This window comes from Streptomyces sp. NPDC051180 (genome assembly GCF_040689545.1).
In the GTDB taxonomy this organism is placed as follows: Bacteria; Actinomycetota; Actinomycetes; order Streptomycetales; family Streptomycetaceae; genus Streptomyces.
The window spans coordinates 12,582-38,810 of sequence record NZ_JBFBBC010000015.1; the positions used below are offsets into that span (position 1 = coordinate 12,582).

The 26,229-nt window shown below is 74.3% G+C and carries 22 protein-coding genes; 11 read left to right on the plus strand and 11 right to left on the minus strand.

Features of this window, described 5'->3' with window-relative positions; all coding sequences use genetic code 11:
• The 6 genes from AB0424_RS24510 to AB0424_RS24535 all read left to right on the plus strand — a co-directional run bounded on the left by AB0424_RS24510 (nucleotide 1) and on the right by AB0424_RS24535 (nucleotide 7,751).
• The gene (locus AB0424_RS24510) at nucleotides 1-747 is read left to right on the plus strand and encodes a CbiX/SirB N-terminal domain-containing protein (RefSeq protein WP_366308666.1); all 747 of its coding nucleotides are present in this window, start codon (nucleotides 1-3) and stop codon (nucleotides 745-747) included.
• A 250-nt stretch (nucleotides 748-997) separates the two neighbouring features.
• A complete protein-coding gene (locus AB0424_RS24515; RefSeq protein ID WP_366308667.1) occupies nucleotides 998-2,173 on the plus strand; it encodes a low temperature requirement protein A in 1,176 nt (391 codons plus the stop codon).
• Between the two features lie 81 nt (nucleotides 2,174-2,254).
• Nucleotides 2,255-4,762 carry a BTAD domain-containing putative transcriptional regulator gene (locus tag AB0424_RS24520; protein WP_366308668.1) on the plus strand — a complete coding sequence of 836 codons (2,508 nt, stop codon included), beginning with the start codon at nucleotides 2,255-2,257 and terminating at the stop codon, nucleotides 4,760-4,762.
• Nucleotides 4,763-4,928: 166 nt separating this feature from the next.
• Nucleotides 4,929-5,723: an SDR family oxidoreductase gene (locus tag AB0424_RS24525; protein ID WP_366308669.1), complete on the plus strand. Its 795-nt coding sequence runs from the start codon at nucleotides 4,929-4,931 to the stop codon at nucleotides 5,721-5,723.
• A gap of 39 nt (nucleotides 5,724-5,762) precedes the next feature.
• Entirely contained in the window at nucleotides 5,763-6,836 is a 1,074-nt protein-coding gene (locus AB0424_RS24530) for a P1 family peptidase (protein ID WP_366308670.1), read from the plus strand.
• 72 nt (nucleotides 6,837-6,908) lie between these two features.
• Complete coding sequence (locus AB0424_RS24535; RefSeq protein ID WP_366308671.1) at nucleotides 6,909-7,751, plus strand: DUF6227 family protein; 843 nt, start codon at nucleotides 6,909-6,911, stop codon at nucleotides 7,749-7,751.
• Between the two features lie 24 nt (nucleotides 7,752-7,775).
• On the opposite strand, the gene AB0424_RS24540 is transcribed toward AB0424_RS24535, so the two are convergent.
• Entirely contained in the window at nucleotides 7,776-8,864 is a 1,089-nt protein-coding gene (locus tag AB0424_RS24540; RefSeq protein WP_366308672.1) for a glycosyltransferase, read from the minus strand.
• A 1,416-nt stretch (nucleotides 8,865-10,280) separates the two neighbouring features.
• On the opposite strand from AB0424_RS24540, the gene AB0424_RS24545 reads away from it, so the two are divergent.
• On the plus strand, nucleotides 10,281-10,616 hold the full coding sequence (locus AB0424_RS24545; protein ID WP_366308673.1) for a hypothetical protein: 336 nt from the start codon (nucleotides 10,281-10,283) through the stop codon (nucleotides 10,614-10,616).
• A gap of 81 nt (nucleotides 10,617-10,697) precedes the next feature.
• Here AB0424_RS24545 and AB0424_RS24550 read toward each other — a convergent pair whose 3' ends face one another.
• A complete protein-coding gene (locus tag AB0424_RS24550) occupies nucleotides 10,698-12,224 on the minus strand; it encodes an MFS transporter (protein WP_366308674.1) in 1,527 nt (508 codons plus the stop codon).
• A gap of 62 nt (nucleotides 12,225-12,286) precedes the next feature.
• On the opposite strand from AB0424_RS24550, the gene AB0424_RS24555 reads away from it, so the two are divergent.
• A complete protein-coding gene (locus AB0424_RS24555) occupies nucleotides 12,287-13,246 on the plus strand; it encodes a transcriptional regulator (RefSeq protein ID WP_366308675.1) in 960 nt (319 codons plus the stop codon).
• 65 nt (nucleotides 13,247-13,311) lie between these two features.
• On the opposite strand, the gene AB0424_RS24560 is transcribed toward AB0424_RS24555, so the two are convergent.
• Nucleotides 13,312-14,313, minus strand: a complete 1,002-nt coding sequence (locus AB0424_RS24560) for a sigma-70 family RNA polymerase sigma factor (RefSeq protein ID WP_366308676.1) — start codon at nucleotides 14,311-14,313, stop codon at nucleotides 13,312-13,314.
• Nucleotides 14,314-14,677: 364 nt separating this feature from the next.
• Here AB0424_RS24560 and AB0424_RS24565 point away from each other — a divergent pair, with 364 nt between their 5' ends.
• Nucleotides 14,678-15,685 carry a questin oxidase family protein gene (locus AB0424_RS24565; RefSeq protein ID WP_366308677.1) on the plus strand — a complete coding sequence of 336 codons (1,008 nt, stop codon included), beginning with the start codon at nucleotides 14,678-14,680 and terminating at the stop codon, nucleotides 15,683-15,685.
• A 6-nt stretch (nucleotides 15,686-15,691) separates the two neighbouring features.
• Here AB0424_RS24565 and AB0424_RS24570 read toward each other — a convergent pair whose 3' ends face one another.
• Nucleotides 15,692-16,498, minus strand: a complete 807-nt coding sequence (locus AB0424_RS24570; RefSeq protein WP_366308812.1) for a class III extradiol ring-cleavage dioxygenase — start codon at nucleotides 16,496-16,498, stop codon at nucleotides 15,692-15,694.
• Between the two features lie 88 nt (nucleotides 16,499-16,586).
• On the opposite strand from AB0424_RS24570, the gene AB0424_RS24575 reads away from it, so the two are divergent.
• Nucleotides 16,587-17,093, plus strand: coding sequence for a MarR family transcriptional regulator (locus AB0424_RS24575; protein WP_366308678.1), 507 nt, complete (start codon nucleotides 16,587-16,589; stop codon nucleotides 17,091-17,093).
• Nucleotides 17,094-17,173: 80 nt separating this feature from the next.
• On the opposite strand, the gene AB0424_RS24580 is transcribed toward AB0424_RS24575, so the two are convergent.
• Together AB0424_RS24580 and AB0424_RS24585 are read right to left on the minus strand one after the other, a co-directional pair.
• Nucleotides 17,174-18,703: an MFS transporter gene (locus AB0424_RS24580; RefSeq protein WP_366308679.1), complete on the minus strand. Its 1,530-nt coding sequence runs from the start codon at nucleotides 18,701-18,703 to the stop codon at nucleotides 17,174-17,176.
• 128 nt (nucleotides 18,704-18,831) lie between these two features.
• A complete protein-coding gene (locus AB0424_RS24585; protein ID WP_366308680.1) occupies nucleotides 18,832-19,503 on the minus strand; it encodes a TetR/AcrR family transcriptional regulator in 672 nt (223 codons plus the stop codon).
• Nucleotides 19,504-19,802: 299 nt separating this feature from the next.
• Between AB0424_RS24585 and AB0424_RS24590 the strand changes: the two genes are divergently transcribed.
• Nucleotides 19,803-21,074, plus strand: a complete 1,272-nt coding sequence (locus AB0424_RS24590) for a M6 family metalloprotease domain-containing protein (RefSeq protein WP_366308681.1) — start codon at nucleotides 19,803-19,805, stop codon at nucleotides 21,072-21,074.
• A gap of 53 nt (nucleotides 21,075-21,127) precedes the next feature.
• Here the strand turns inward: AB0424_RS24590 and AB0424_RS24595 are convergent, their stop codons facing one another.
• The 5 genes from AB0424_RS24595 to AB0424_RS24615 all read right to left on the minus strand — a co-directional run bounded on the left by AB0424_RS24595 (nucleotide 21,128) and on the right by AB0424_RS24615 (nucleotide 26,039).
• Nucleotides 21,128-22,735, minus strand: a complete 1,608-nt coding sequence (locus AB0424_RS24595) for a class I adenylate-forming enzyme family protein (protein ID WP_366308813.1) — start codon at nucleotides 22,733-22,735, stop codon at nucleotides 21,128-21,130.
• A gap of 102 nt (nucleotides 22,736-22,837) precedes the next feature.
• Nucleotides 22,838-23,650: an ABC transporter ATP-binding protein gene (locus AB0424_RS24600; RefSeq protein ID WP_366308682.1), complete on the minus strand. Its 813-nt coding sequence runs from the start codon at nucleotides 23,648-23,650 to the stop codon at nucleotides 22,838-22,840.
• Nucleotides 23,650-24,522, minus strand: a complete 873-nt coding sequence (locus tag AB0424_RS24605; RefSeq protein WP_366308683.1) for an ABC transporter ATP-binding protein — start codon at nucleotides 24,520-24,522, stop codon at nucleotides 23,650-23,652. The genes AB0424_RS24600 and AB0424_RS24605 overlap by 1 nt, the downstream gene beginning before the upstream one ends.
• Complete coding sequence (locus tag AB0424_RS24610) at nucleotides 24,519-25,295, minus strand: energy-coupling factor transporter transmembrane component T (RefSeq protein ID WP_366308684.1); 777 nt, start codon at nucleotides 25,293-25,295, stop codon at nucleotides 24,519-24,521. The genes AB0424_RS24605 and AB0424_RS24610 overlap by 4 nt, the downstream gene beginning before the upstream one ends.
• A 3-nt stretch (nucleotides 25,296-25,298) precedes the next feature.
• Nucleotides 25,299-26,039: a hypothetical protein gene (locus AB0424_RS24615; protein WP_366308685.1), complete on the minus strand. Its 741-nt coding sequence runs from the start codon at nucleotides 26,037-26,039 to the stop codon at nucleotides 25,299-25,301.
• Nucleotides 26,040-26,229 lie beyond the last annotated feature (190 nt).

Genomic DNA, 26,229 nt, shown 5'->3' on the forward strand with positions numbered 1-26,229 from the left:
ATGCGGGACCTGGTGATGGCCGTCCACGGAAGCGCCCGGCCCGGGGCGGCGGTTCCGGTCGGGCGGCTCGCCGAGGCGGTGCGGCGCCTCGGCGGGGCGCCCGTCGCCGTCGGGTACCTCGACCACCGGGCCCCCTCGCTGGCCGACGTCCTCGCGGAGCGGCCCGGCGCGGTCGTGGTCCCGCTGCTGCTCGGCGACGGCTACCACCGCACGGTCGACCTCCCCGCCGTCGCCCGCCGCTTCGACTGCGCGGTCACCCGCGGGCTGAGCGGCGAACACGCGGTGGCGCTCGCGCTGTACGACCGGCTGCGCGCCGCCGAGCGGGCGGCCGGCGGCCCCGCGGACGCGGTCGTCGTCGCCGGCGCCGGCTCCTCCCGGCCGGGCGGCGACGACGGCACGCTCCGCGCGGTCGAGCAGCTCCGCCCGCTCCTTCCCGTGCCCGTGACCGCCGCGTACTGCTCCGCCGCCGCCCCCGACCCGGCCGCCGCGGTCGCCCGGCTCCGCGCGCGGGGCCTGCGGCGGGTCGTGCTCGCCGCCCACCTGCTGGCCCCCGGCCGCTTCACCCACGCCCTCGCCGCGGTCCCGGACACCTGGGCCGTCACGGAGCCGCTCGCCGACCATCCGCGCCTCGCGGGGCTGGTGGTGGCCCGGTACACCGAGGCGGCGGGCACCGGGCCACGGAGCCCGGCGGGAGGGGCGGCGGCCTCCCGGAACCGGGCGGGCCGGGCCGCGAACCGGGCCGCCTGACGCCCCCGGCCGCCGTCACACGGGGCCCAGGACCGGGCGCCCCCATGCCCCAGGTCGCCGTCGCACGGGGCACGCGAGCGGGCCGCCCGACGCCCCCCGACCGCCGTCGCACGTGGCCCGGGGCCGGGCCGCACGACGCCCCCCGACCGCCGTCGCACGTGGCCCGGGGCCGGGCCGCACGACGCCCCCCGACCGCCGTCCCGCGTGGCACTGGAGCGGGCCGGCCTCCGGCTCTGCTGTGCTGGGGCACATGACACAACCGTTTCTCCCCCTCACCGCACGCTCCCGCGAGGAGTCGCACCGGGCCGCGACCCCCCTGGAGCTCTTCTTCGACCTGTGCTTCGTCGTCGCCGTCGCCCAGGCGGGCGCCGAGCTCGTGCACGCCGTGGCCGAGGGCCACGCCGGCGAGGGGATCGCCGACTACGCGATGGTGTTCTTCGCGATCTGGTGGGCGTGGATGAACTTCACCTGGTTCGCCTCGGCCTACGACAACGACGACGTGCTGTACCGCGTCGTCACCCTCGTCCAGATCGCCGGCGTCCTCGTCCTCGCGGCCGGCGTCTCGCGCGCCGCCCAGGACCACGACTTCCTGGTCGTCTACCTCGGCTACCTCGTCATGCGGCTGGCGCTCGCCTCGCAGTGGCTGCGCGCGGCCCACCACGCCACCGACCCCGCCGAGCGGACGATGTGCCGGCGGTACGCGGGCGGGGTCCTCGCCTGCCAGGTCGGCTGGCTCGCGCTGGTCCTCGCGCCCGAGCCCGCCCGGCCCTGGGTCTTCCTCGTCATGGCGCTGGCCGAGATGACCGTGCCCGTGTACGCGGAGAAGGACGCCCCCAGCACCTGGCACCCGCACCACATCGCCGAGCGGTACGGCCTGTTCACCATCATCGTGCTCGGCGAGACCGTCGCCGCCGCCACCGTCGCCGTGAAGTCCGGCATCGTCGAGCACGACGCGCTCGGCGACCTGCTGCCGATCGCCGCCGGCGGTCTGCTGATCGTCTTCGCCGCCTGGTGGATCTACTTCGTCGTGCCCGCCCACGACCGGCTGACCTCCAGCCGCCAGGGCTTCCTGTGGGGCTACGGCCACTACGTCATCTTCACCTCGGCCGCCGCCGTCGGCGCGGGCCTGGAGATCGCCGTCGAGCAGGCCGTGGGCAAGGCGCACATCTCCACCCTCGCCGCCTCCGCGGCCGTGACGATCCCGACGGCCGTCTTCCTGCTCTCCGTATGGCTGCTGCACGCGCGCTACTTCAAGGTCGGCATCGCCCAGCAGCTCGTGCTGCCGGTGTCGGCGTTCGTCGTCCTGATGTGCTCCTTCGCGGGCCGCTGGGCGGTCCTCGCGGCCGGACTCGTCGCCGCCGCCACCGTCGCGGTCGGGGTCACGCTGACGGCACGGAACCCGGCCTCCCACCCCACCGCGGAGTGACGCCGGGCCGGCGGGGACCGGTCGGCCGGCAGGTCCCCGCCGGTATGGAAGAGGCGCCGGGCCTGCGCCACAATCCGGTCCATGATCTTCCGCCTCCTCGGACCGCTGGCGACGGCCGACGCCGCCGGGTCCCCGCAGCCCGTCGCCGGCGGACCGGGGGTCCGCGCCCTGCTCGCCCGGCTGCTGCTCGACGCGGGCCGGACCGTGCCGGTGGACCGGCTCGTCGACGGGCTGTACGGGGAGGAACCGCCGGCCGGCGCGCCGGGCGCGCTCCAGGCGCAGGTCTCGCGCCTGCGCAAGGCCCTCCCGCCGGGCGCGGCGGTGGAGTTCACGGGCGCCGGGTACCGGCTCGCCCTCGGGGACCCCACCGCGGCCGTCGACGCGCTGCGGTTCGAGGCACTCGCGCGGGAGGGTGCGCGGATCCGGGCCGCGGGCGACCCCGCCCGCGCTGCGGGACTCCTGCGGGAGGCCCTCGGACTGTGGCGGGGGCCGGCCCTCGCCGACGTGCGGGACGCGCCCTTCGCCGCCGCCCAGGCCGCCCGGCTGGACGCGCTCCGGCTCGACGCCGTGGAGGAGTGGGCGGCGGCCGCCCTCGCCGCCGGCGACGACCCCGCCCTCCTCGTACGGGAACTGGAGGCGGCGGCCGGGGAACAGCCGCTGCGGGAAAGGCTGCGCGCGCTCCAGATGCGCGCGCTGGGCGCCGCCGGGCGGCAGGCGGAGGCCCTCGCCGTCTACGAGGACGTGCGGACCGCCCTCGCCGGGGAACTGGGCGCCGACCCCTCCCCCGAGCTGTCCGCCGTCCATCTCGGCCTCCTCAGGGGCGCCCCCGACGCGCCCCGGCGGACGCCCCCGCCGCTGCCCGCGCCCCTGACCGACTTCGTCGGACGGGAGGCCGAACGCGCCTGCCTGGCCTCCCTGCTGACGGCCGCCCGGCTGGTCACCGTGGTCGGTCCGGGCGGCGCGGGAAAGACCCGGCTGGCCCTGGAGACGGCCTCGGGCCTGTCCGGCGAGGTGTGCTTCGTCGACCTGGCGGCGGTCACGGGCGCCGGGGAGGTCCCCGAGGCGTTCGCCCGGGCCCTGGGGGTGCGGGGGGAGGTCAGGCTGGAGACCGCGCTGGCCGGGCGGCCAATGGTGCTGGTCGTGGACAACTGCGAGCACGTCGTGGACGAGACGGCGGGGCTGGTACGGCGTCTGCTCGCCGCCGCTCCCGGGCTCCGGGTGCTGGCGACGGGCCGGGAGGCGCTCGGGATCACCGGGGAGTCGCTGCTGCCGCTCGGGGCGCTGGAACCGGGGACGGCCGAGGAGCTGTTCGTGCGGCGCGGCGCCGCCGTACGGCCCGGATTCGACGGCCACGCGCGCGTGGCGGAACTCTGCGCCGCGCTCGACGGGCTGCCCCTGGCCGTCGAGCTCGCGGCGGCCCGGCTGCGGACCCTGTCGGTGGACGAACTCGCGGACGGACTCGGCGAACGCTTCGAGCTGCTCTCGCGCGGGGACCGCACGGCCCCGCGGCGGCACCGCACCCTGCGGGCCGTCGTCGAGTGGAGCTGGTCCCTGCTCGCACCCGGCGAACGCCTCCTCGCCGCGCGCCTCTCGGTCTTCCGCGGCGGGGCGACGGCGGAAGCGGTCGCGGACGTCTGCGGCGCGGACACCGGCACGCTCGCCTCCCTCGTGGAGAAGTCCCTCGTGGAGCGACGGGACGGCAGGTACCGCATGCTGGAGACCATCCGCGCCTACGCCGCCGAACACCTCCCGGACGGCGACCCGGCGCCGGCCGCCCACCACGCGTACTACCGGCGGCTCGCCGAGACCGCCGACCCCGAACTGCGCGGCGCCGCCCAGCTGGAGTGGCTCGCCCGGCTCGACGCCGAGGACGCCGACCTGCGGGCCGCGCTGCGCCGCGGCACCCCGGACGAGGGTCTGCGGATGGTGGCCGCGCTCACCCCGTACTGGTGGCTGCGCGGCCTCCGGGGCCGGGTGGCCGCGCCCGTCGCCGACCTCCTGGCCCGCGTGACCCCGACCCCCGCACTCGCGGAGGAGTACGCGCTCTGCGTCCTGGCGGCCGGCCTCCGGGAAGGCGAACACATGGAACGGGCCCGGGAGTTCCTCGCCACCCGCACGACCCCGCTCCGCCAGCCCTACACGGCGTTCCTCTGGGCCACCGCCGTCGGGCGCGACGCCCGCACCGCCGAGGACCGCCCCCTCCCGGGACTGCTGCTCCCCGACGACCCCTGGTCCCGCTCCCTCGCCCTCGTGGGCCGCGCCCTGTCGGCGCTCTCCGCCCCCGCGGCGGACCCCGCGGCGGCCGGGGCGCTCCTGACGGAGGCCCTGACCGGGTTCCGGGCCGTGGGCGACCGCTGGGGGACGGCGACGGCACTGGAGGGGCTCGCCTCCCTGTCTCCCGAGCCCCTGCCGCTGCTCGCCGAGGCCCTGGCCCTCTTCGAGGAGCTGGGCGTCGCGGAGGACGTCGTCGACCTCCTCCGCCGCCGCGCCGGCGTGCACGAGGCGGCCGGCGCCCCCGCGGCGGCCGCCGCCGACCGCGCCCGCGCGGCGGCCACCGCCCGCCGGGCGGGCCTGCCCGACCTCTCCTAGGGGGTGTCCGGAAGGGCCCCGGCGAGGGGACGGGGGCAGGGGCGGCCGTCCACCGACGGCGGTGTCGGCGGCTGTCAGCCGGTGGTCAGCGGTCCGTCGGCGCCGGGCGCGAGGGTGTGCACGTGCCGGGGAGAAGCCCCGGCGGGAAGCACGCGAGGAGAGCGTCATGCAGCAGCACGTCACCGGTGGGAGCGTCCGTACGGCCCTGGTCACGGGGTCGTCGCGGGGGATCGGTCGGGCCGTCGCCCGCCGTCTGGCAGCCGACGGGATGGTCGTCGCGGTGCACTACGGCCGGGACGCGGCCGCGGCGCGGGAGACCGTCGACCTGATCGAGCGGGACGGCGGCCGGGCCTTCTCCGTGGGGGCGGACCTGGCGGAGCACGCGGGAGTGGTCGCGCTCGTGGAGGGCGTACGGGCGGGGCTCGCCGCCCACACGGGGGAGGCGGTGCTGGACGTCCTGGTGAACAACGCCGCGGCGACCGGCTCGGGCGGGCATCTGGCGGACGAGACCCCGGAGCTCTTCGACCGGCTCTTCGCGGTCAACGTCCGGGCGCCGTTCTTCCTCGTGCAGGGGCTGCTGCCGGTGCTCCGGGACGGCGGGAGGATCGTCAACATCGGCTCGGCCGTCACCCGGATCGCGCTCGCCGACGAGCTGGCGTACGCGATGTCGAAGGGGGCGATGGAGACCTTCACCCGCACCCTCGCCAACGTGGTCGGGGAGCGCCGGATCACCGTCAACACGGTCGCGCCCGGCCCGACGCAGACGGCCGGGCTGACCGCCGCGATGGCGGCGATGCCCGAGCTGGAGGGGATGCTGATCGGCGGCCAGGCGCTGCCGTGGGTCGGACAGCCGGAGGACATCGCGGACCCGGTGGCCTTCCTCGCCTCCGAGGACGGGCGGTGGGTCACGGGCACGGTGATCGACGCCTCCGGCGGCACCTACCTCGGCCCCCGGCGCTGAGCCGCCCCGTCCGTCGACGGCCCGTGGTAGTCAGGGGTCATGACAGACGCCGAGAGGAACCGTCAGGACGCCGTCACCGACGTGGCGGGTCTGCGGGTGGGCCACGCGCGCGTGGCCGGGCCCGGGGCACTGAGCGGCACGACGGTGGTCCTGGCCCCGGCGGGCGGGATGACGGCCGCGGTGGACGTGCGGGGCGGCGGTCCCGGGACGCGGGAGACGGACGCCCTGGACCCGCGGAACCTGGTCGAGCGGATCGACGCCGTGGTCCTGACCGGCGGCAGCGCGTACGGCCTGGACGCGGCGGCCGGCGTGATGGCCTGGCTGGAGGGGCGGCACCGGGGCGTGCGGGTGGGCCCCGACCCGTCCCACGTGGTGCCGGTGGTGCCCGCCGCGTGCGTCTTCGACCTGGGGCGCGGCGGTGACTTCACGGCGCGGCCGGACGCGTCGACGGGCCGGGCGGCGGTGGAGGCGGCGGACGCGAGCGGGGACCACGCGCGCGTGGAGACGGGCGCGGTCGGCGCGGGCACGGGCGCCGTGGTCGGCGGGATGCGCGGCGGGGTGGGGACGGCGAGCGCCGTCCTGGAGTCGGGGATCACGGTCGGCGCGCTGGTGGTGGTGAACGCGGTGGGTTCGGCGATCGACCCCGCGACAGGGGTGCCGTACGGCAGCCTGTTCGACGGTGGCCGGCCCGGGGTCCCGCCGCGGGAGGTGCACGAGGCGGCGCTGCGGCGGCTCGCACGCGCGCGGGAGGCGGCCGCCCCGCCGCCGCTGAACACCACGCTCGCGGTCGTCGCCACGGACGCGGCGCTGACCCGCGCGCAGGCCCGGAAGGTCGCGGGCACGGCGCACGACGGCATCGCGCGCGCGGTCCGGCCGGTGCACCTGATGAACGACGGGGACACCGTCTTCGCGCTCGCCACGGGGGCGCGGGAGCTGCCGGCGGCGCCGGGACCGCTCGCCCTGAACGAGATCCTGGCGGCGGGCGCCGACCTGGTGACGCGGGCGATCGTGCGGGCGGTCCTCGCGGCCCCGGGCGGGCTGCGGGGCCCGGGCGGGGACTTCCCCTCGTACCGCGAGCTGTACGGAGCGGACGCGGGCGCGTACTCCCGGTAAGACAAAGGGAGTTGAAAGAAACGGTCGGGAACTTCCCAGGCGGGCCCTTCGTTTTCCCGAACCCCGGACACGATGTCGGACCCAGGGACTACGTTAAGCAAGCACCAAGTGACATGCGGCGACGGCCTGGAGACCCTCTTGAACGATCCGCAGGATCCTCACGATCCCTTCGAGACGACCGAGACGCAGCTTGAGCGCCTCCTCGGCCGGGCGCTCAACTCCTTCGATCTGCCCGACTCGACCGTCGAGCGCCTCGGCACGGCGCTCGCCCACTCCAGCGCGCTGCACTCCTCGCACCACAGCGCGTCGCTGCACCGCACCACCCGCCGCCACACGTATCTGCTCGCCGACGGAAGCGCGATCAGCCTCTGGGAGCTCACGCACAACGCCGGCCGGGACGGCGCCCGCCAGCACGAGCTGTACGCCGAGGAGTCGGAGGCGCGGCTCGCCGCGTCGCGGCTGCCGTCCGGGCCGCGGCCGGGCCGGACCGCCGAGCCCTTCGACGGCCCGGGCTTCGGCGAGGACGACGACCTGGAGCTGCTGAGCTCCCTGCTCGCCCGCCCGATACCCGCCCAGCCCCGGATGTACGTGCCGGACGACTCCGCCGACCACGCGCGCCGCGTCCTGCGCCGCGCGGAGAACGCGGACCGGCCGGGCGAGCGGACGGCCCGCCGCCTCCGGCTGGCCTTCGCGCACCACATCACGCAGGCGTTCGGGCGCCACAGCGCGGTCGAGGGGGGCCGGGACGCCGGCTTCACCCTCTACGAGCACCAGTTCCTGCTGCTCGACGGCAGCGAGGCCAGCCTGTGGGAGGTCGAGCACACCGCGACCCCGGACGGCCGGCACATGTGCGAGGTGTACGAGACGGAGAGCGCCGCCCGCGACGCGATGGAGTCCCGCTCCCGGGTGCGCTGACGCCCACCGCGGCCCCCGCGCCCCTCAGACGGGCACGGGGGCCGCGGCCTCGTCGAGCCGCCGCACGGCGAACTCGCGGTTGACGCGCGTCTGCTCGCGGTACGCCTCGGGGAGGTCCGGCAGGGCGAGCAGCCGGTCGCAGGCGGCCAGCGAGGCGGCGTGGTCGCCGGTCCAGTACGCGGTGATCGAGTACTCGAAGAGCAGCCCCCAGCGGTACACCCAGGGCTGGATGAACAGCAGGTCGTCGGGGGGCTCCCGGTCCAGGACGGCGGAGACGACGGCGTGGGCGGCGTGGTGGCGGCGCATCTTCCGCAGCCGCGCGGCCAGTTCGTAGCAGGCTTCGAGCCGGTCGGGCCGCGCCTCCCAGGCCCGGGAGAGCGCGTCCATCGCGGCGGGCCACTCCCCCGCCTCCGCCCGCAGGACGCCGGACTGCAGCAGCGCGTAGTAGACCTCCTCGCCCCAGCCGCCCATCGCCGCCCGCCGCTCGTAGAGGGCGACGGCCTCCTCGGAGCGGCCCATGTCCCGCATGGTCTGCGCGAGGTAGAAGACCGTGCGGGGGTTGGCCGGGTCCCGTTCGAGCTCGGCGCCCAGCAGCCGGGCGTCGCGCTCGAACTTGTCGTGGCGCGAGCCGCCGTCGGCGTGGTCCTCGACGACGAGTGCGTCCAGATTGGCCTGGACGTGCTCGCGGTCGGCCGTCAGGTACTCGTGGGTGACCCCCTCGTACCGCCAGGGCAGGTCCCCCCTGACCAGGCGTTTGACGCGGTACTCCACCGTCCCCCCGTGACGGATCATGTACGCGTCGGCGGTCGGCGCCGGGAACGGCCCCTCCCGGCGCAGGACGTGGTCGGCGTCGAGCAGCAGGAGGTAGTCGGCCCGGCCGCGGGCGCGGGCGATGTTCAGGCTGCGGTTGTGCCCGAAGTCCACCCACGGGTCCTCCCGCAGCTCGCCCGGGATGCCCGCCAGCGCGGTACGGATCAGCTCCTGGGTGCCGTCGGTGGAACCGGTGTCGGAGATGACCCAGGTGTCCACGAGACCGCGGACGGAGGCGAGGCAGCGCTCGATCACGGCGGCCTCGTTCTTGACGATCATGCACAGGCAGATGGACGGCTGCACGGCAACACCACTTCCGGACGGGACGGGGGAGCGGTCGGGAGGCGCGACCCTACGGACGCCGGGCCCGGCCGTGCCGTCGGCACGCCGCCGAGCGGCCGTGGGTTCGCCGTCCTGCACGCATCCGTTCGGCTGTCGGCGCTGCGCCAAGGCGCTGACAGTGCCGCCACGGGGTCAAGCCCGCGGCCGAGCGATCCGATGATCCGACAAAGAAGGCATGGAGACGCCTTCCGGACATCGCTCGCGCCGGCCCGGAGGCCGGCGGAGGAAGGAGCATGCATGCGGCCTGATGCCAGGACCCGGACCCCCCTGGGCCCGCTGCCCCGACGTCGCGCCTGGCTCGGCGGCGGAGCGATCGCCTCGGTCGCCCTCGTGCTCACCGGCTTCGCGACCCCCTCGGCGGCCGCGTGGGGCAGAACGCCCGCGCCCGGGGCGCCCGGCGCGGCGAGCACCGCCCCCGCAGCCGCCGCATCCGGAGGCGGCGGCTGCGGGGTGCACGGCCACCCGCACGCCCGGCACGAGCACCCCGATGCCCTCCTGGAGCTCCTGGACCAGGACATCCGTCCCTTCGTCGCAAGCACCCGCCTCCACGCCCCCCGCACCCTCGCCGGCGGCGACGACGGCTGCGAGTCCGGCCCGCCGGGCCCTACCGGCCCCACGGGCCCCACCGGACCGAAGGGCAACACGGGTACGACGGGCGCCACCGGAGCCACAGGAGCCACCGGCGCCACGGGAGCCACAGGCGCGACGGGCACGACGGGTGCCACCGGTGCTACGGGAGCCACCGGTGCTACGGGAGCGACGGGCACGACAGGTGCCACCGGCGCCACGGGAGCCACGGGCGAGACCGGCCCGACTGGAGCGACAGGAGCCACAGGCGCCACCGGAACGACGGGCAACACCGGCGCCACGGGAGACACCGGACCCACGGGGCCGACCGGAGCCACGGGCACGACAGGTGCCACCGGAGCCACGGGCGAGACGGGCCCGACCGGAGCGACCGGAGCGACCGGGGCCACGGGAGCGACCGGGGCCACGGGAGCCACGGGCGAGACCGGTGCGACCGGAGCAACGGGGGCCACGGGAGCCACGGGAGCCACGGGAGCCACGGGCACCACCGGAACGACAGGCGCTACAGGCGGGACCGGACCCACCGGACCTACCGGAGCCACGGGAGCCACGGGCACCACGGGTGCGACAGGCACCACCGGCGCCACGGGAGCCACCGGTGCGACAGGAGCCACGGGAGCTACAGGAGCCACAGGCGCCACCGGACCCACAGGAGCCACCGGCACGACAGGCGCCACCGGACCCACAGGAGCCACCGGCGCCACCGGCGCTACAGGCGCCACCGGTGCCGCCGGGCCCTGTTCGGACATCGCCGTCTTCGCGCCGACCGGCTCCGAGGACGCACAGGCCGTGCTCACCGGGGGCAAGGTGTTCGTGGGGCGTGCGCCGTCGCTCGGCGGAACGATCGTGTGGCAGGACCTCACCAACCCGACCGCGGTCGGCACGGACCCCGGCAATCCGAACTACCCGGCCGGCGCCTGCGCCGTCGGCTACGAGGCACAGGGCAACCACGCTTACGTCAAGGTGCTGACCACGGGCGGCCAGGTGTGGCAGACGCACGGCGACACCGTGGGTGCCACGTTCGTCTGGGACGAGGCATGGGTCCAGCAGACGACGCCGACGCCCGTCACGCTGCGCGGCTTGCAGGAGGAGCGGAGGCCCGACGGCGAGGCCGACGGCGCCTGAGGCCACCGGCGGAGACGAGCCGAAGGGCCCTGCCCGGGGTGGTGTACCCGGGCAGGGCCCTTCGGTGAGCGGCGCCGCCGGTCAGTGGGAGAGCGCCGGCTCCTTGTCGATCTCGACGACGTCGTCGCCGCCGCCCTCCACGTGCTGCTTCGGCTTCGCCGGCAGCGCGAACATCACCAGGAAGATCACGGCGAGCACGCCCGCGACCCAGCCCATCGCGTTCTGGAAGGCGTCCGTGAACGCCTCCCCGGCCTCGGCCGGGGACTTCGGGGCGGGCCGGCCGTCGATCACGCCGAAGAAGACCACGGACACCAGGCCGAGCCCGAGGGCGTTGCCCATCTGGCCCGTCGTGTTGATCAGGCCCGAGGCGGAGCCCGCGTGCTCCTTCGGCACCTCCGAGAGGACCGCGTCGGTCAGCGGCGCCACGATCAGGCCCATGCCGAGGCCCATGACGACCAGCGGCGGGATCATCTGCCAGGAGGCGATGCCGTTGCCGTACCGTCCGGCCTCGAACAGGTAGAGCAGCACGCCCGCGATCATCGTCAGCGCGCCCGCCTGGAGGACCTTGCGGCCGAAGCGCGGGACCAGCTTCTGGACCGAGAGTCCGGCGGCCGTCGACACCGCGATCGAGAACGGCACCCCGGTGAGTCCCGCCCTCAGCGGGCTCCAGCCGAGCCCGATCTGCATGTACAGCGTCCAGATCAGGAAGAAGATGCCCATCACGACGCCGAAGGTCAGCTGCACCGCGATGCCGGCGGCGAAGCTCTTCACCTTGAACAGCGACAGCTCGACCAGCGGCGAACCGTCCTTCTTCGTCTTGTGCTTCTCGTAGGCGACGAGGGCTCCGAAGACGACGAGGCTGCCGGCCATCATCAGGTGGCCCCACAGCGGCCAGTCCAGCTCGCGGCCGCGGGTCAGCGGGTAGATCAGCATGAGCAGCGCGGCCGTCACCAGGAGCATGCCGACGATGTCCAGGCGGAGCGCCTTGGGGGCCTTGGACTCGGTGATGAACTTCCGGCCGAGGAGCAGACCGGCGATGCCGACCGGCAGGTTGATCAGGAAGATCGGGCGCCACTCCAGACCGGCGATGTTCCACTGGGTGAGCAGCGCGCCGAGCAGCGGGCCGGAGACCGCGCCGAGGCCGATGATGGCGCCGAACATCCCGAAGACCTTGCCGCGCTCGTGGGCGGGGAAGGTGACGTGGATGATCGACAGGACCTGCGGCACCATCATCGCGGCGGCCGCGCCCTGGAGGAGGCGGGAGCCGACCAGCATCTCCTGGTTGGCCGCGAAGCCGCAGAGGGCCGAGGCGAGGGTGAAGCCGGCCGTGCCGACGAGGAAGAGGCGCTTGCGGCCGTAGATGTCGCCGAGCCGGCCGCCGGTGATCAGCCCGGCCGCGAAGGCGAGCGCGTAACCGGCGGTGATCCACTGGATGGCCCCGAAGGAGGCGCCGAGGTCCCGCTCGATGCTGGGGATCGCGATGTTGACGATCGTGGCGTCGACCAGATCCATGAAGGCGGCGGTCATGACGATGGCGAGGGCGATCCAGCGCCGCTTGTCCGCCGTGTCCGTGGGGGCCGCATCCGTGACGGCGTCGTGTGAACTCATAAGAAGAAGATAGAACCGATCTAGGTCAAATGATGTCCTAGATAGGCCGCATCCTGGAGGACATGACGGACACCCCGGTACGACTCCTGAACCTGCTCTCGCTCCTCCAGACCCCGCGCGAGTGGCCCGGAAGCGAACTCGCCGAACGGCTCTCGGTCTCCCCGCGCACCATCCGCCGGGACATCGACCGCCTGCGGGACCTCGGCTACCCCGTCGAGGCCACGCTCGGCTCGGTGGGCGGCTACCGGCTCGTCGCCGGCACGGCCATGCCGCCGCTGCTCCTCGACGACGAGGAGGCCGTCGCGATCGCCGTCGGCCTGCGGGCCGGTGCCGGGCACGCCATCGAGGGCGTCGAGGAGGCGTCCGTACGCGCCCTGGCGAAGCTGGAACAGGTGCTGCCCGCGCGGCTCCGGCACCGGGTCTCCACCCTCCAGAACGCGACGATCCCGCTGACCCGGGGCGACGGCGCCACGGTCACGCCGGCCACGCTGACCACCCTCGCGGGCGCCGTCACCGGCCGCGAGAAGCTGCGCTTCGGCTACCGGGCGGGCGACGGCGCCGAGACGAAGCGGCTGGTCGAGCCCTACCGGCTGGTCTCCACGGGCCGCCGCTGGTACCTCGTCGCGTACGACCTCGGGCGGGAGGACTGGCGGACCTTCCGGGTCGACCGGGTGTCCGACCCGCTCGCCACCGGCGCCCGCTTCGCCCCGCGGGAGCTGCCGGCCGGGGACGCGGCGCAGCTCCTGGTCCGCTCGATGTCCCGGGCCCAGCCGGAGCTGGAGCTGGACGTCTCCTTCGAGGCGCCGGCGGAGTTCGTGACCGCCCGGCTCCCGTCGCATCTGGTGCCCGCCCCGACGGGCGGGGGCACCTGCCGGCTCCGCACCCGCTCCACCGACTCCGTGGAGTGGCTGGCGCTCCGCCTCGCCCTGGTCGACGCCCCCTTCACCGTCCACGGCCCGTCCGCGCTCCACGCGTACGTGGAGGACCTGGGGGCCCGTCTGACGGCGGCGGCCCGGGTCTGAGCCGCGGCGGCACGACGGAGGCCCCGGGGACGTCGTCCCCGGGGCCCGCGCCGTCGCCTTCCGGCCTACGCCACCGCGTCGAAGCCGGTGTCGCGGGCCATCTTCTTCAGTTCGAGGAGCGCGTGCTTCTCTATCTGGCGGATGCGCTCGCGGGTGAGGCCGTGCTGCTTGCCGACCTCGGTCAGCGTGCGCTCACGGCCGTCCTCGATGCCGTACCGCATGCGGATGATGGACGCCGTGCGGTGGTCGAGCTTGTCGATGAGGTCGTCGAGCTCCTCGCTGCGCAGCAGCGTGAGCACCGACTGCTCCGGGGAGATCGCCGACGTGTCCTCCAGGAGGTCGCCGAACTGGGTCTCCCCCGCGTCGTCCACCGACATGTTCAGCGAGACCGGGTCCCGCGCCCAGTCCAGGACGTCGGTGACCCGCTCCGGGGTCGAGCCGAGCTCGGCGGCCACTTCCGCGGGCTCGGGCTCGCGCCCGTTCTCGCGGTTGAACTCGCGCTGCACCCGCCGGATCCGGCCGAGCTCCTCGACGAGGTGGACGGGGAGCCGGATGGTCCGGGACTGGTCGGCTATGGACCGGGTGATGGCCTGGCGGATCCACCACGTGGCGTACGTGGAGAACTTGAAGCCCTTCGCGTAGTCGAACTTCTCGACCGCGCGCACCAGGCCGGCGTTCCCCTCCTGGATCAGGTCGAGCAGCGGCAGCCCGCTGCGCGGGTAGCGCCGCGCCACGGCCACCACGAGCCGCAGGTTCGACTTGATGAAGAGGTCCTTGGCACGCTCGCCCTCGGCGGCCAGCGCCTCGAGCTCCTCACGGGTCGCGCCGCCCGCCTCGCTCTCCGCGTTCCCGTCGAGGATCTCCTGGGCGTACACGCCCGCCTCGATCGTCTGGGAGAGCTCGACCTCCTTGGCAGCGTCGAGCAGGGGCGTGCGCGCGATCTCGTCGAGGTACATGCCGACCAGGTCGCGGTCGGCGATCTCCCCGCCCACGGCGCGAACGCTGCTTGCCCGTGCAGCCCCGCTCGTGGCGGAGGTCTGACGACGGGCGACGGCACGGGTTGCCATGCGTGCTCCCTTGCTGAGTAGGTCGCGACACCCTTCCGGGTGCCCTGCATCCGACGGAAACAACGACTGGAATCAGGACAGAATTCCCACCCGGCACATGGATTTTCGCGATCATGCAGTATCCTGCGCGGCCGCCGCCCGCCCGGGCATGCCTCGTCTACCCACGGAGGCGCAGGTCAGACCGGGCACGGAGGGTGATTCGGCGCCCCTCGCGGGGGTCCACGACCACTCCGTCGGTGAGACCGCGATCACATGCGGCGCCATCCCTTCAGACGCCTCGGCGCGGCCGGCGGTTGCCTCCGCCCTGCGGACTAGGTCCGCGGCCCGTTACGGACCGGGGGGCCGCGGTCCTAGCGTCGGCCGCATGACCGACAGCAGCGGCACCCTCGACGAGGCCCTCGAAAGGCTCCACACCACCGGACCCGAGCGCAACGGATGGCTCACCAACCACGCCCCGATGGCCGTCGAGGCCCTCGTCCGCCACGGCCGGGCGGAGGCCGTGCACCGCTGGCTCGACCACTACGCGCCGAAGCTGGAGGAGGCGCCGCCCGCCGTCCGGTCCGTCACGGCGGAGACCTGGCGGGAGGCGCTCGGCGACCCGGCCCGGATCACGGACTGGACCCGCTTCCTCGCCCGGGAGCTCGACGACCGCCCCTGGCGGGAGGTCCTCGCCGAGTGGTGGCCCCGGCTGCTCCCCGGCATCGCGGGCGGGGCGACCCATCCGGTGATCCGCACCGGCCACGCCGTACGGACGCTCCTGACGTCCCCCGGGACGGCCCCGCGCCGCGCGGAGCTGGCGCACGCCCTGGGGTACTGGGCGGCCCGCCACCGGCCGCTGCCGCCGATCGCCCCGCTGGCCGCGGCGCCGTCCGCGGCGGCCGCCCTGGACGCCGTACCGCGGGTTCCGGAGCAGGAGGGCGGGATACGGCCACGCCTCGCGCAGCTCACGGCGTTCCCCCGGTGGGGCGCCGCGCCGGACCCCGACACCGCGCGGGCGCTGCTGGCCGAGCTGGTGGCGGCGGCCACGCACCGGTACGCGACCCACGGTCACGGCGAGCCGGTGATGCTGGTGCACGCGGCGACCGCCCCGAACGCGGTCCTGCGGACCCTGCCCGCGCTCCCCCGGGAGCTGTGGGCGCCGAGCCTGGCGGCGGCCTGGGCGGCGGCGGCCGCGGTGACCGCCGCGTACGCGCCGGCGGAGGCCGCCCCGTACCGGGCGACCTCCCTGAACGCCGAGGAGGTCTTCGAGCGGGCGGCGGCGCACGGCGACGACCACACGATCAAGTTCACCGACACGGCGCTCGACGTGGGCGGCCCGCTCGCGCTGGCCGCCGCCGTCCGCTCGGTGGAGCTGAACCCGCCGGTGTTCTGAGCCGGCTCAGCCGAACTGCACGGACCGCTTCGCGAGCCCCATCCAGAAGCCGTCGATCACCGACCGCTCGGCGTCGAGGTCGCCCGCCTGGTCCGCCGCGCCCATGGTGACGAAGAGCGGGGCGAAGTGCTCGGTGCGCGGGTGGGCGAGGCGCCCCGCGGGGGACTTGCGCTCGAAGTCGAGGAGGGCGTCGACGTCCCGCGCCGCGAGGGCCTCGTGTCCCCAGGCGTCGAACTCGGCGGACCAGCCGGGGACTCCGCCGCCGGTGTGGCGCAGGGCGGCGAGGTTGTGGGTGAAGAAGCCGCTGCCGACGATGAGGACGCCCTCGTCGCGGAGCGGGGCGAGCCTGCGCCCGATGTCCATGAGCCGGCGCGGGTCGAGGGTCGGCATGGAGATCTGCAGGACGGGGATGTCGGCGCCGGGGAACATCTCGACGAGCGGCACGTAGGCGCCGTGGTCGAGGCCGCGGTCGGGGATGTCCTGGACGGGCGTGCCGGGTCCGCGGAGCAGCTTGCGGACGGCCTCGGCGAGCTGCGGGGCGCCGGGAGCCCCGTACCGGACGCGGTAGTAGTGCTCGGGGAAGCCCCAGAAGTCGTAGACCAGCGGCACGGTCTCGGTCGCGCCGAGGGCGAGCGGGGCCTCCTCCCAGTGGGCGGAGACCATGAGGATCGCCTGGGGGCGGGGCAGGGTGGCGGACCAGGCGGCGAGCTGGCCGGGCCAGACGGGGTCGTCGGCGAGGGGCGGGGCGCCGTGGGACAGGTAGAGCGCGGGCATCCGCGCGGGCCCGGCGTCCGTTTCCAGCGTGGCGTCCATGGCGACCACCGTCCTCATCCTTGAAGTTTCAAGCTATCTGCTCACACCGTAACGCCACATAGTTCAACTTTCAAGAACGAGTCGTACGATGGGAACCATGGGAGACATGACCGAACCCCGCTGGCTCAGCGACGAGGAGCAGCACGTCTGGCGCGCCTACCTGCACGCCACCACGCTCCTCGAGGACCACCTCGACCGCCAGTTGCAGCGCGACGCCGGGATGCCGCACATCTACTACGGACTGCTCGTCCAGCTCTCCCAGGCCCCGCGCCGGCGGCTGCGGATGACCGAACTGGCCAAGAGCGCCAAGATCACCCGCTCCCGGCTCTCCCACGCGATCGCCCGGCTGGAGAAGAACGGCTGGGTCCTGCGCGAGAACTGCCCCTCCGACAAGCGCGGCCAGTTCGCCCGGCTGACCGACGAGGGCACCGAGATCCTGCGGCGGAACGCCCCCGGCCACGTCGCCGCCGTCCGCCAGGCCCTCTTCGACCGCCTCTCGCCCGAGCAGGTGGACCAGCTCGGCGCGATCATGCGCGTCATGGCCGAGGGCCTCGAACCCGCGGACGCCGGCGCGGACCTGCCCTGGCTCCGCTGAACCGGGCCTGAGCACGGGTCTGCCCCGGCGCCGCCGCGGAGGCGGTGCCGGGGCAGACCCGTGCGGGTGGGGCGGGACCGTCAGTGGGCGATGACGGGGACCTTGATCTCGTCGTCCGCGCCCTCGGAGGAGCCGGCGACGGTGCCGCCGCCCGGCTTGCCGGTGTTGATGAGCACGAAGGCGATCGTGGCCGAGGCGGCCAGGATGCCGACCGCCCACCAGATGGCCGCGGCGTACCCCTCGACCATGCCCTGGAGCTGGACCAGCTTCTGCGCGGCCGGAGTGGTCGCGCCGGCCGCGTGGTCGACCAGGTAGGCGGTGGTCGCCGAGGCGGCGATGGTGTTCAGCAGGGCCGTGCCGATGGCGCCGCCGACCTGCTGCGAGGTGTTGACCATCGCGGAGGCCACACCGGCGTCCCGCGGGTCCACGCCGAGCGTCGCGAGCGACATGGCCGGCATGAAGGCCGTGCCCATGCCCAGACCCAGCAGCAGCTGCGCGGGCAGGATCAGACCGGCGTACGAGGTGCCGATCTCCAGCTGCGTCAGGAGCAGCATGCCGACGGCGGCGGTCAGGAAGCCGGGGGCCATCAGCAGCCGCGGCGGGACGCGGGTCATCAGCCGCGTGCCGATCTGGGTCGAGCCGATGATCATGCCCGCGATCATGGGCAGGAACGCGAAGCCCGTCTTGACCGGCGAGTACCCCTTCACGACCTGGAGGTAGTACGTCAGGAACAGGAACAGGCCGAACATCGCGATGACCGCGAGACCCAGCGAGAGGTAGACGCCACCGCGGTTGCGGTCGGTCACCACGCGCAGCGGCAGCAGCGGGGACTTCACCTTCGACTCGGTGAGCACGAAGGCGAGGAGCAGCACCGCGGAGCCGACGAACAGGCCGATCGTGCCGGCGTCGCTCCAGCCCTGGGACTCGGCGCGGGTGAAGCCGTAGACGAGCGAGACCAGACCCAGGGTCGACAGGATCACGCCGGGGATGTCGAGCGGCGAGCGGTTGCGGCCACCCGCGGGCTCGCGGACGACCAGGTAGGCGCCGACGGCGGCGACGACGGCGAACGGGATGTTGACGAAGAACGTCCAGCGCCAGTTCAGGTACTCGGTGAGGAAGCCGCCGAGGATCAGGCCCACGGCGCCGCCTCCACCGGCGATCGCGCCGTAGATGCCGAACGCCTTGGCCCGCTCCTTGGCGTCGGTGAAGGTCACGGCGAGCAGGGAGAGCGCGGCGGGCGCGAGGAGCGCGCCGAAGGCGCCCTGGAGCGCGCGGGCGCCGAGCATCATCGCCTCGCCGGTCGCGGCCCCGCCGAGGGCGGAGGCGGCGGCGAAGCCGATCAGGCCGGTGACGAAGGTCCGCTTGCGGCCCCACAGGTCGGCGATGCGGCCGCCGAAGAGGAGCAGACCGCCGAAGGCGAGGGCGTAGGCCGTGATGACCCACTGCCGGTTGCCGTCCGATATCCCGAGGTCCTGCTGGGCGGAGGGCAGCGCGATGTTCACGATGGTCGCGTCGAGCACGACCATCAGCTGGGCGAGGGCGATGAAGATCAGGGCTTTCCAGCGGCCGGGGTCGGCCTGGATCGCGGCGGTCTGGGGGATTTTCGGCATGGGTGTAGCCACCTCTTGGCGCGTACGGGTCGAAAAGGTCTCAGGAAGTGCGGGTGACGCGGGCGTGCGGGCCCGGCGCCGTCGCGCCCTCGCGGGCGGCGCCGGCGGTCACGGCGAGGTCGGTGCGGTCACGGGGTCGGCGGCGCGCAGGCGTCGCGTCTCAGGTCCTCCAGGGTCGCTGCCTTCCCGGGCAGCTCGGAGCGGGCGGGTGTCTCCAGGCCGTCGAGGAACAGCTGCAGGTGACGGTGGACGAACTGGTCGAAGGCCCCGCAGCCCGATCCGGGCAGCGGGCGGGTCAGCTGGGACAGGGCCACCATCAGGTCGCCGACACCGACGTCGGTGCGGAGCCGGCCGGCCCGCTGCGCCCGCTCGACGAGGCCCTGCACGGCCTCCTCCAGGCGGTCGCGCTCGGCGATCAGGTCGGGGTGGTCCTTGTCGAAGGCGCCGTCGAGCATCGGGCACAGGGCGCCGACGCGCTCGTCGGCGGCTCCGTGGGTGAAGCGGCGGAGCGCGGCGAAGGTGTCGCCCTCCTCCTCCGCGGCCCGCTCGGCGAGTTCGGTGACGCGTGCCATGAGCGAGAGGACGACCTCGTGGACGAGGTCGGCGCGCTCGGGGAAGTTCCGGTAGAGCGTGGCGTTCCCGACGCCGGCCCGGCGCGCGACCTCGTCGTAGGGCACCTGGGACCCGAACTCGACGAACATCTCGCGGGCCGCCGTCACGATCCGCTCGCGGTTGCGCAGCGCGTCGGCCCGCGGCCGGGGGACGCGGCGGGCGGGCGCGGTGTCGGCGGGACTGGTCACGCCACGGCCTCCTCACACTCGTTCGGGACTGTCGTCCGGGGTGCTCGTACGGAGCACTCGTCCGGACCATCCGGGGAAGGATTCCCCACTTCGTTGAACACAGGGTTAAACGGGGACCCAGTCCCCGGTTATTTCCCCGCCGCGCTGTGACCTGCGTCACATGATCGCGGCTCCGCGGAATACCCACGATCGGGCCACCCGGCGCGCGCGCCCCCACCACCCGTCACAGGCTGATCGCACAGCGCGGACCCGCCCACGGGCCCGTGCCGCAGACCTGCCCCCACCGGAGAGGCGCCCGTATGCAGCACCCCCGCCGACGGATACGCAGACCCGTCGCCCTGGCGGCGATCACGGCTCTCTCGCTCACCCTCCTCGCCTCGGCGAGCAGCACCCTGCCCGGCCCCGCCCCCGCGACGGCCGGACCGGTGGCCGCCGCGCCGGGCGGGGCCCAGCTCGGGCCGTGCCGCATCGCCACGACGATGGGCGTGCAGATGTCGGAGGGGCTGCCCACCGCCCCCGGGTACGTGCGGTCCACCGGCCAGGTGCGGGCCCTCAACCTGATGGTCGACTTCCCCGACGCCCCCGGGGAGGGCACCGCGATGAGCCGGTTCCGCGAGTTCTTCCCCCAGACCGCCGACTGGTTCCGCACCAGCTCCTACGGCCGCCTGCACTACCAGGCCGAGGCCCCGATACCCGACTGGCTGCGGATGCCCCGCGCGTTCTCCGCGTACGGGATCGAGCGCGGCTCGCCGTACGAGCCGGGCTACCGCTCCCTCGTCGAGGACATCGTCAAGGCCGCCGACCCCCGCGTGGACTTCAGCGCCTTCGACCTCGTCAACGTCCTCGTCACCCCGAACGCCGGCCCGTCCGCCCTCGACACCGTCCTGTCGGTGACCTTCTCCGGCAACGACGAGGCCCCCTACGCCGACGGCGTCCCGCTCGCCAACACGTCCTTCGTCTACAGCCGCCAGGACGACGGCTCCGGCAGCTTCTCCGAGACCGGCTACCGCGTCCTCCCCCACGAGAACGGCCACGTCTTCGGCCTGCCCGACCTCTACACCGCGGACGGCGGCGGCACCGTCGGGCACTGGGACATCATGTCCGAGGACTGGGGCGCCAACAACGACCTGCTCGGCTGGCACAAGTGGAAGCTGGGCTGGCTCGACAACGACCAGGTCAGCTGTGCGTCCGGCACCGGAACCGGCGACTACTCCCTCACCCCGCTCGCCGTCCCCGGCGGCCCCAAGCTCGCGTTCGTCCCGCTCTCCGCCACCTCCGGCTACGCCGTCGAGGTCCGCAGCAAGGACGGCAACGACGAGGCCGTCTGCGAGCAGGGCGTCCTCGTCTACCGCGTCGAGTCCGACGTCGACACCGGCCACGGCCCGGTCACCGTCTCCGACAGCGACCACGCCAGCGGCGGCTGCACCCGCCGCGCCAACGTCCACGCCGAGCTCTCCGACGCCCCCTACCGCCCCGGCGAGACCTTCACCGACCGCGCCAACGGCATCCGCATCACCGTCCTCGACGAGGACCCCGCCGGTACCTACCGCGTCCGCATCACCCGTCTCTGACGGGACGCGCGCGGGACGGCCGGGGCCCGCGGGGCAGGCCGGTCCCCGCGACGTCAGGCGCCCCCGACGTCCTCCCGCAGCTCCCGCTTGAGGATCTTCCCGGTCGGGTTCCGCGGCAGCTCCCCCTCCCGCACGTACACCCGGGCGGGCACCTTGAAGGCCGCGAGGCGCGACCCGACATGGGCGCGCAGCCGCTCCACGTCGTCGCGGTCCGCGCCGCTCCGCAGCCGCACGACGGCCACGACCTCCTCCCCGAGCAGCGGGTGCGGCACCCCGAGCACGGCGGCGTCGACGACGTCCGGGTGGTCGTGCAGCACGGCCTCCACCTCGACGCAGTACACGTTCTCCCCGCCGCGGACCACCATGTCGGTGAGCCGGTCGACGACGCTGACCCGCCCGTCCGCGTCCACGCGCGCGAGGTCCCCGGTCCTGAACCAGCCGCCGGGGGCGAACGCGGCGCGGGTGGCCTCGTCGTCCCCCCAGTACCCGCGGACCAGGCACTGCCCCCGCAGCCACAGTTCGCCCACGCCGTCGGCGTCCGGCGCCTCGATCCGCACCTCGGTCACGGGCGACGGCCGCCCGACGCTCCCCGGATGCGCGCGGTACTCCGCCCCCACGTTCGACAGGACGCCCCCGCAGGTCTCGGTCAGGCCGTACCCGTTGCGCGGCTCGATCCGCCGCCCGTACCCCTCGGTGACACCGGCGACGATCCCCGGCGGGGCGGCGGCGCCACCGGTGCTGAGGAGGGTGAGGGTCTCCAGCGGGTCGCCCGTCTCGCGGGCGAGGGCGAGCAGTTGGAGCGCGGTGGTGGGCACGCCCGCGTAGTGGGTGACGCCCTCCTTCCGGATCAGCTCCAGCGCTCCGGCGGCGTCCCACCGGTGCATCATCACCAGGGTCCCGCCCGCCGCCATCACCGCGTAGAAGGACGTGAAGGCGGCCACGTGGAAGAACGGGAACGTCGTCAGCGACACCGGCGCCGGCCCGGTGCCGGGCAGGTCCCCGCGCGCGAGGGCCGCGGCGGCGGCGAAGTACCGCGGGTTCATCGAGGCCCCGGCCTGCGCGAGGTGCGTGGCGACGGCCCCCTTGGGCCGCCCGGTGGTGCCGGACGTGTAGACGATCGTCGCGTCGTGCTCCGGGAGCACGTCGACCGGCGGGGGCCCGAGCAGCGGGTCGTCGTCGACGACGTACGCCTCGAACCCCGCCTCCGCCTCCCCCCGGAAGACGATCCCGGGCACCCCGTGCACGGCGGCCCAGGCCCGCACCCGCCCGACCCGCTCGCCGTCGACCAGCAGCACCCCCGGCGCGCAGTCGCCGAGCGCGTACGCGCACTCCTCCTCGGTCCACCAGGCGTTCAGCGGCACCGCGACCAGGCCCGCGAGCTGCGCGGCCCAGAACGCCACCTGCCACTCCGGCACGTTCCGCATCGCGATGACGGCCCGGTCGCCCGGCCGCAGCCCGTACTCCCCGGTCAGCCGCCGCGCCAGCCCACAGGCCGCGTCGAAGAACTCCCGGTACGTCATCCGCTCGCCCCCGGCCACGAGGAACACCCGGTCCCCGTACCCCCAGACGGCCTCCACGAACTCCCGCAGCGTCCGCGGCCCGTTCGCGTAGACCCCGTCCTCGACGGCGAAGGGGGCGCCGTCGGCGGTCAGCCGCTCCATTCCACCGGACACCACCGTGCGACCTCCTGAGCGCTTGCTTACCCCGGCGCGGCGACGCTATGCGCACCCCCGCAACGGGTCAACCCCGGACGCGCGCGACGCTCAGCCGGCGAGCCCCGCCCGGCTCTCCAGGACCGCGAGGAACCGGTCCACCGTGGCGACCGGCTCCTTCCAGCCGAGGGCCTGGCCGAGCCGGGTCATCTGGGGCTGCTCGAAGGCGTACTCCGCCATGTCCGCGGCGTCCTCCAGCCATCGTTCCACGGGTCCGTCCCACCGGACCCGGCCGTCGGCCAGCACGACGACCCGGTCGAAGTTCTCCGCGCAGAACTCCATGTCGTGCGTGACCGCGACGATCGTCCTGCCCTGCTCGGCGAGACCGCCGAGGATCCCCTCCAGGCGGCGCACCGCACGTCGGTCCTGGCCGGTCGTGGGCTCGTCGAGGACGAGCACGGGGGTGTCCATCGCGAGGACGGAGGCGAGCGCGACGCGCTTGCGCTCGTCGGGCGAGAGGTGGTGGGGATGGCTGCCCGCCCGTTCCGTCAGGCCGGTGACCTCCAGCGCCCACGTCACGAGCGCGGTGGCGCGCTCGGCCGGGAAGCGGAGGTTCCGCGGCCCGAACGCGACCTCCTTGGCGACCGTGGAGGCGTGCAGCTGGTCGTCCGGGTTCTGGAACACGAAGCCGACCACACGCGCCAGTTCGGCGATCGCGAGCCGGTCGGCGTTCTCGCCGTCCACCTCGATCGTCCCCGAGGTGGGCCGGAGCAGGCCGATGAGATGGCGCGCCAGCGTGGTCTTGCCGGCGCCGTTGGGGCCGACGATCGCCACCCGCTCGCCGGCCTCCACGGCGAGGGACACGCCGTCGAGCGCGGGCGTGCCGTTGGGGTAGCGGTGGATCAGAGAGTCGACGCGCAGCATCACAGGGCCTCCCCGGCACGGACGGTCGGACGCGGGGTGGCGGCGAAGCCCTCGACGGCCGCCTCCAGGGTGGTGGGCAGGGCGCGGCCCTCGGGCCACCGGCCGCTCTCCGCGGCGCGCCGCGCCGCCACGGTGTAGCGGAGCGGAGCCACCCCCCACTCCTCCAGCCGCGGATCGACGAGTACCTCCTCGGGCCTCCCGTCGGCGACGAGCCGGCCCTCCTCCAGGACCAGGACGCGCTCCGCGTGCCGGGCCAGCAGCTCCGTGCGGTGCTCGCACAGCACGATGGTGACGCCCTGCGCCCGCACCGTCTCCAGGGCGTCGAAGACCAGGCGGGAGCCGACCGCGTCCAGTTGGGAGGTGGGTTCGTCGAGGACCAGGACGGCGGGGCGCATCACCAGCACCGAGCCGATCGCGAGCAGCTGCTGCTGTCCCCCCGAGATCTCGTACGGGGAGCGCTCGGCGAGTCCGGTCAGCCGCAGGTCGGCCATGACCCGGTCGATCCTGCGGTGCATCTCGGCCCGTTCGACGCCGAGGTTCTCCAGGCCGAAGGCGAGTTCCTCCCGCACGGAGAACCGGGCACCGGAGATCTGGTGGAACGGATTCTGCATCACGAGGCCGACCTGGGCGGCGAGTTCGGCCATCCGACCATTCGTCAGCGATTTCCCGTCGACCCTCACCTCACCGTCGATCCGACCGCCCGTGAGATGGGGAACGGCTCCGCTGACGACCCCGGCCAGCGTCGTCTTTCCGGCCCCGCCGGCGCCCACGACGGCGCAGAACTGGCCGCGCGGCACCACCAGGTCGATTCCCCGGAGCGCCGGAGCGGAACCGGCGGGATAGGAGACGGAGAAGTCCCTGAACTCGATCACCGAATCACTCCGAGTACGTTCACGGCGACGGCGACGACCGCGCACAGCCCCATCGCCGTCCGGGCGACGCGCTGCGCGGTGCTGTCCGGCACCTCGGTCAGGCTGGTGGGGCGGCGTACGGCACCGAAGCCCCGGGTCTCCATGGCGGCGGCCCGCTCGCCGACGTCCGCCAGGGCCCCGAAGATGAGGGGTCCGGCCATCGGCAGCAGCGCGCGGACCCGGCCCCGCAGCCCCTTGACCGTCTGGCCGCGCGCCTGCTGGGCGTGGAGGATGACCTGCGCCCGCGCGCTGAGGGCGGGCACGATCTGCAGGGCCGCGGCGATCACGTACACGATGTTGGGCGAGGTCCCGCGCTGCGTCATCGCGCTCATCAGCGCGCTGGGCCTGGTCGTCAGGAGAAGGAGGAAGAACCCTCCCATCAGGACCATCACGCGGAACGCGGTCTGGGCCGCGAAGACGATTCCCTCGTACTTCAACTGGAGCGGCCCGAATTCCGCCACGACGCGTTCGGCGTCCGGATAGAAGAATCCCTGGACGACGAAGACGACGAGGGCGACCGGAACCCAGAGAGCGAACAGCATGACGAGGAATCTGCGCGTCACTCCGGAGACCATTACCGCGGGAAGCACCACGCCGAAGAAAAGCAGCAGGGGCCACCAGACCATGGTCAGCGAGAAAGCGCACACCGTCACCGTGACGGCGAAAGCGAGTTTCGTCAGCGGATTCAGCCGGTGGAGCGGGGAATCACCGGTGATCTGCAGCGCGAGGCTCATCTCTCACACCCTTCCCTGGGCGGCGCGGGGCGCCGGGACGACCCGGAACCTCCTGGCGAAGGGGAAGCGGTGCGTGAACCCGGGTGGCAGTCCGGCCAGGACCGCCAGGGCGAGCCCCACCGTGAGCGCCTTGTCCAGCGGATCCGCGATCAGCCCCTGGAGGCTGGCCGCCTTGAGCAGGCCGTTGCCGTACGCCTGGAACGTGGCGATGACGGCCGACTGGCCGACCGAACCGCCGGCGTTGCCGAAGACGAAGGCCGTGATGGGCGCCGAGATCACACCCGCCACGACGCCGATGACGCCGCCCGCCAGCAGTGCGGTCGGGACCCTGCGGAACCAGCCCATCCGGGCGAGCGCCCCGGCGGTGAAGCCGATCGCCGCCGCGGTCACCGCGTAGGGAAGGGCCCCCGGCGTGATGGTCATCCCCACGATGATGCTGGCCAGCGCTCCGGTCGCGGCTCCCGCGGCCGGGCCGGCGAGGACGCCGACGAGCACGGTGCCGATGGAGTCGAGCTGCAGCGGCAGGCCGCTGAAGTAGACGATCTTGCCCATGACGATGTTGATCGTGATGGCCACGGGCAGCAGCGCGACCGTCGCCGTCGGCAGTTCGGCCATGGCGCCGGAGACGATCAGCATCGCCCCGAGGGTGTAGCCGCACAGGGCGAGGAGGGCGACCGGGCCGCCGACTCCGCCGTGGACGGATTCGGGTCGCGCGGCGATGAGCCCGGCGTACGTGAGGGCCACGATCGCGGCCCCGGTACCCGTGCGCCACCGTGGTGAAAGGTGCCACGGATTCATTGGATTGAGCCCCGTCATGACGTGATTCGCCCCCCGGCCGTCAGCAACAGCAAATTTCGAGTGCCCACTATCCGAACGCCGAAGACCGCTGTCAACAACTTCGGAAAAATGTCCGTGACGCATACATTTATCGTCC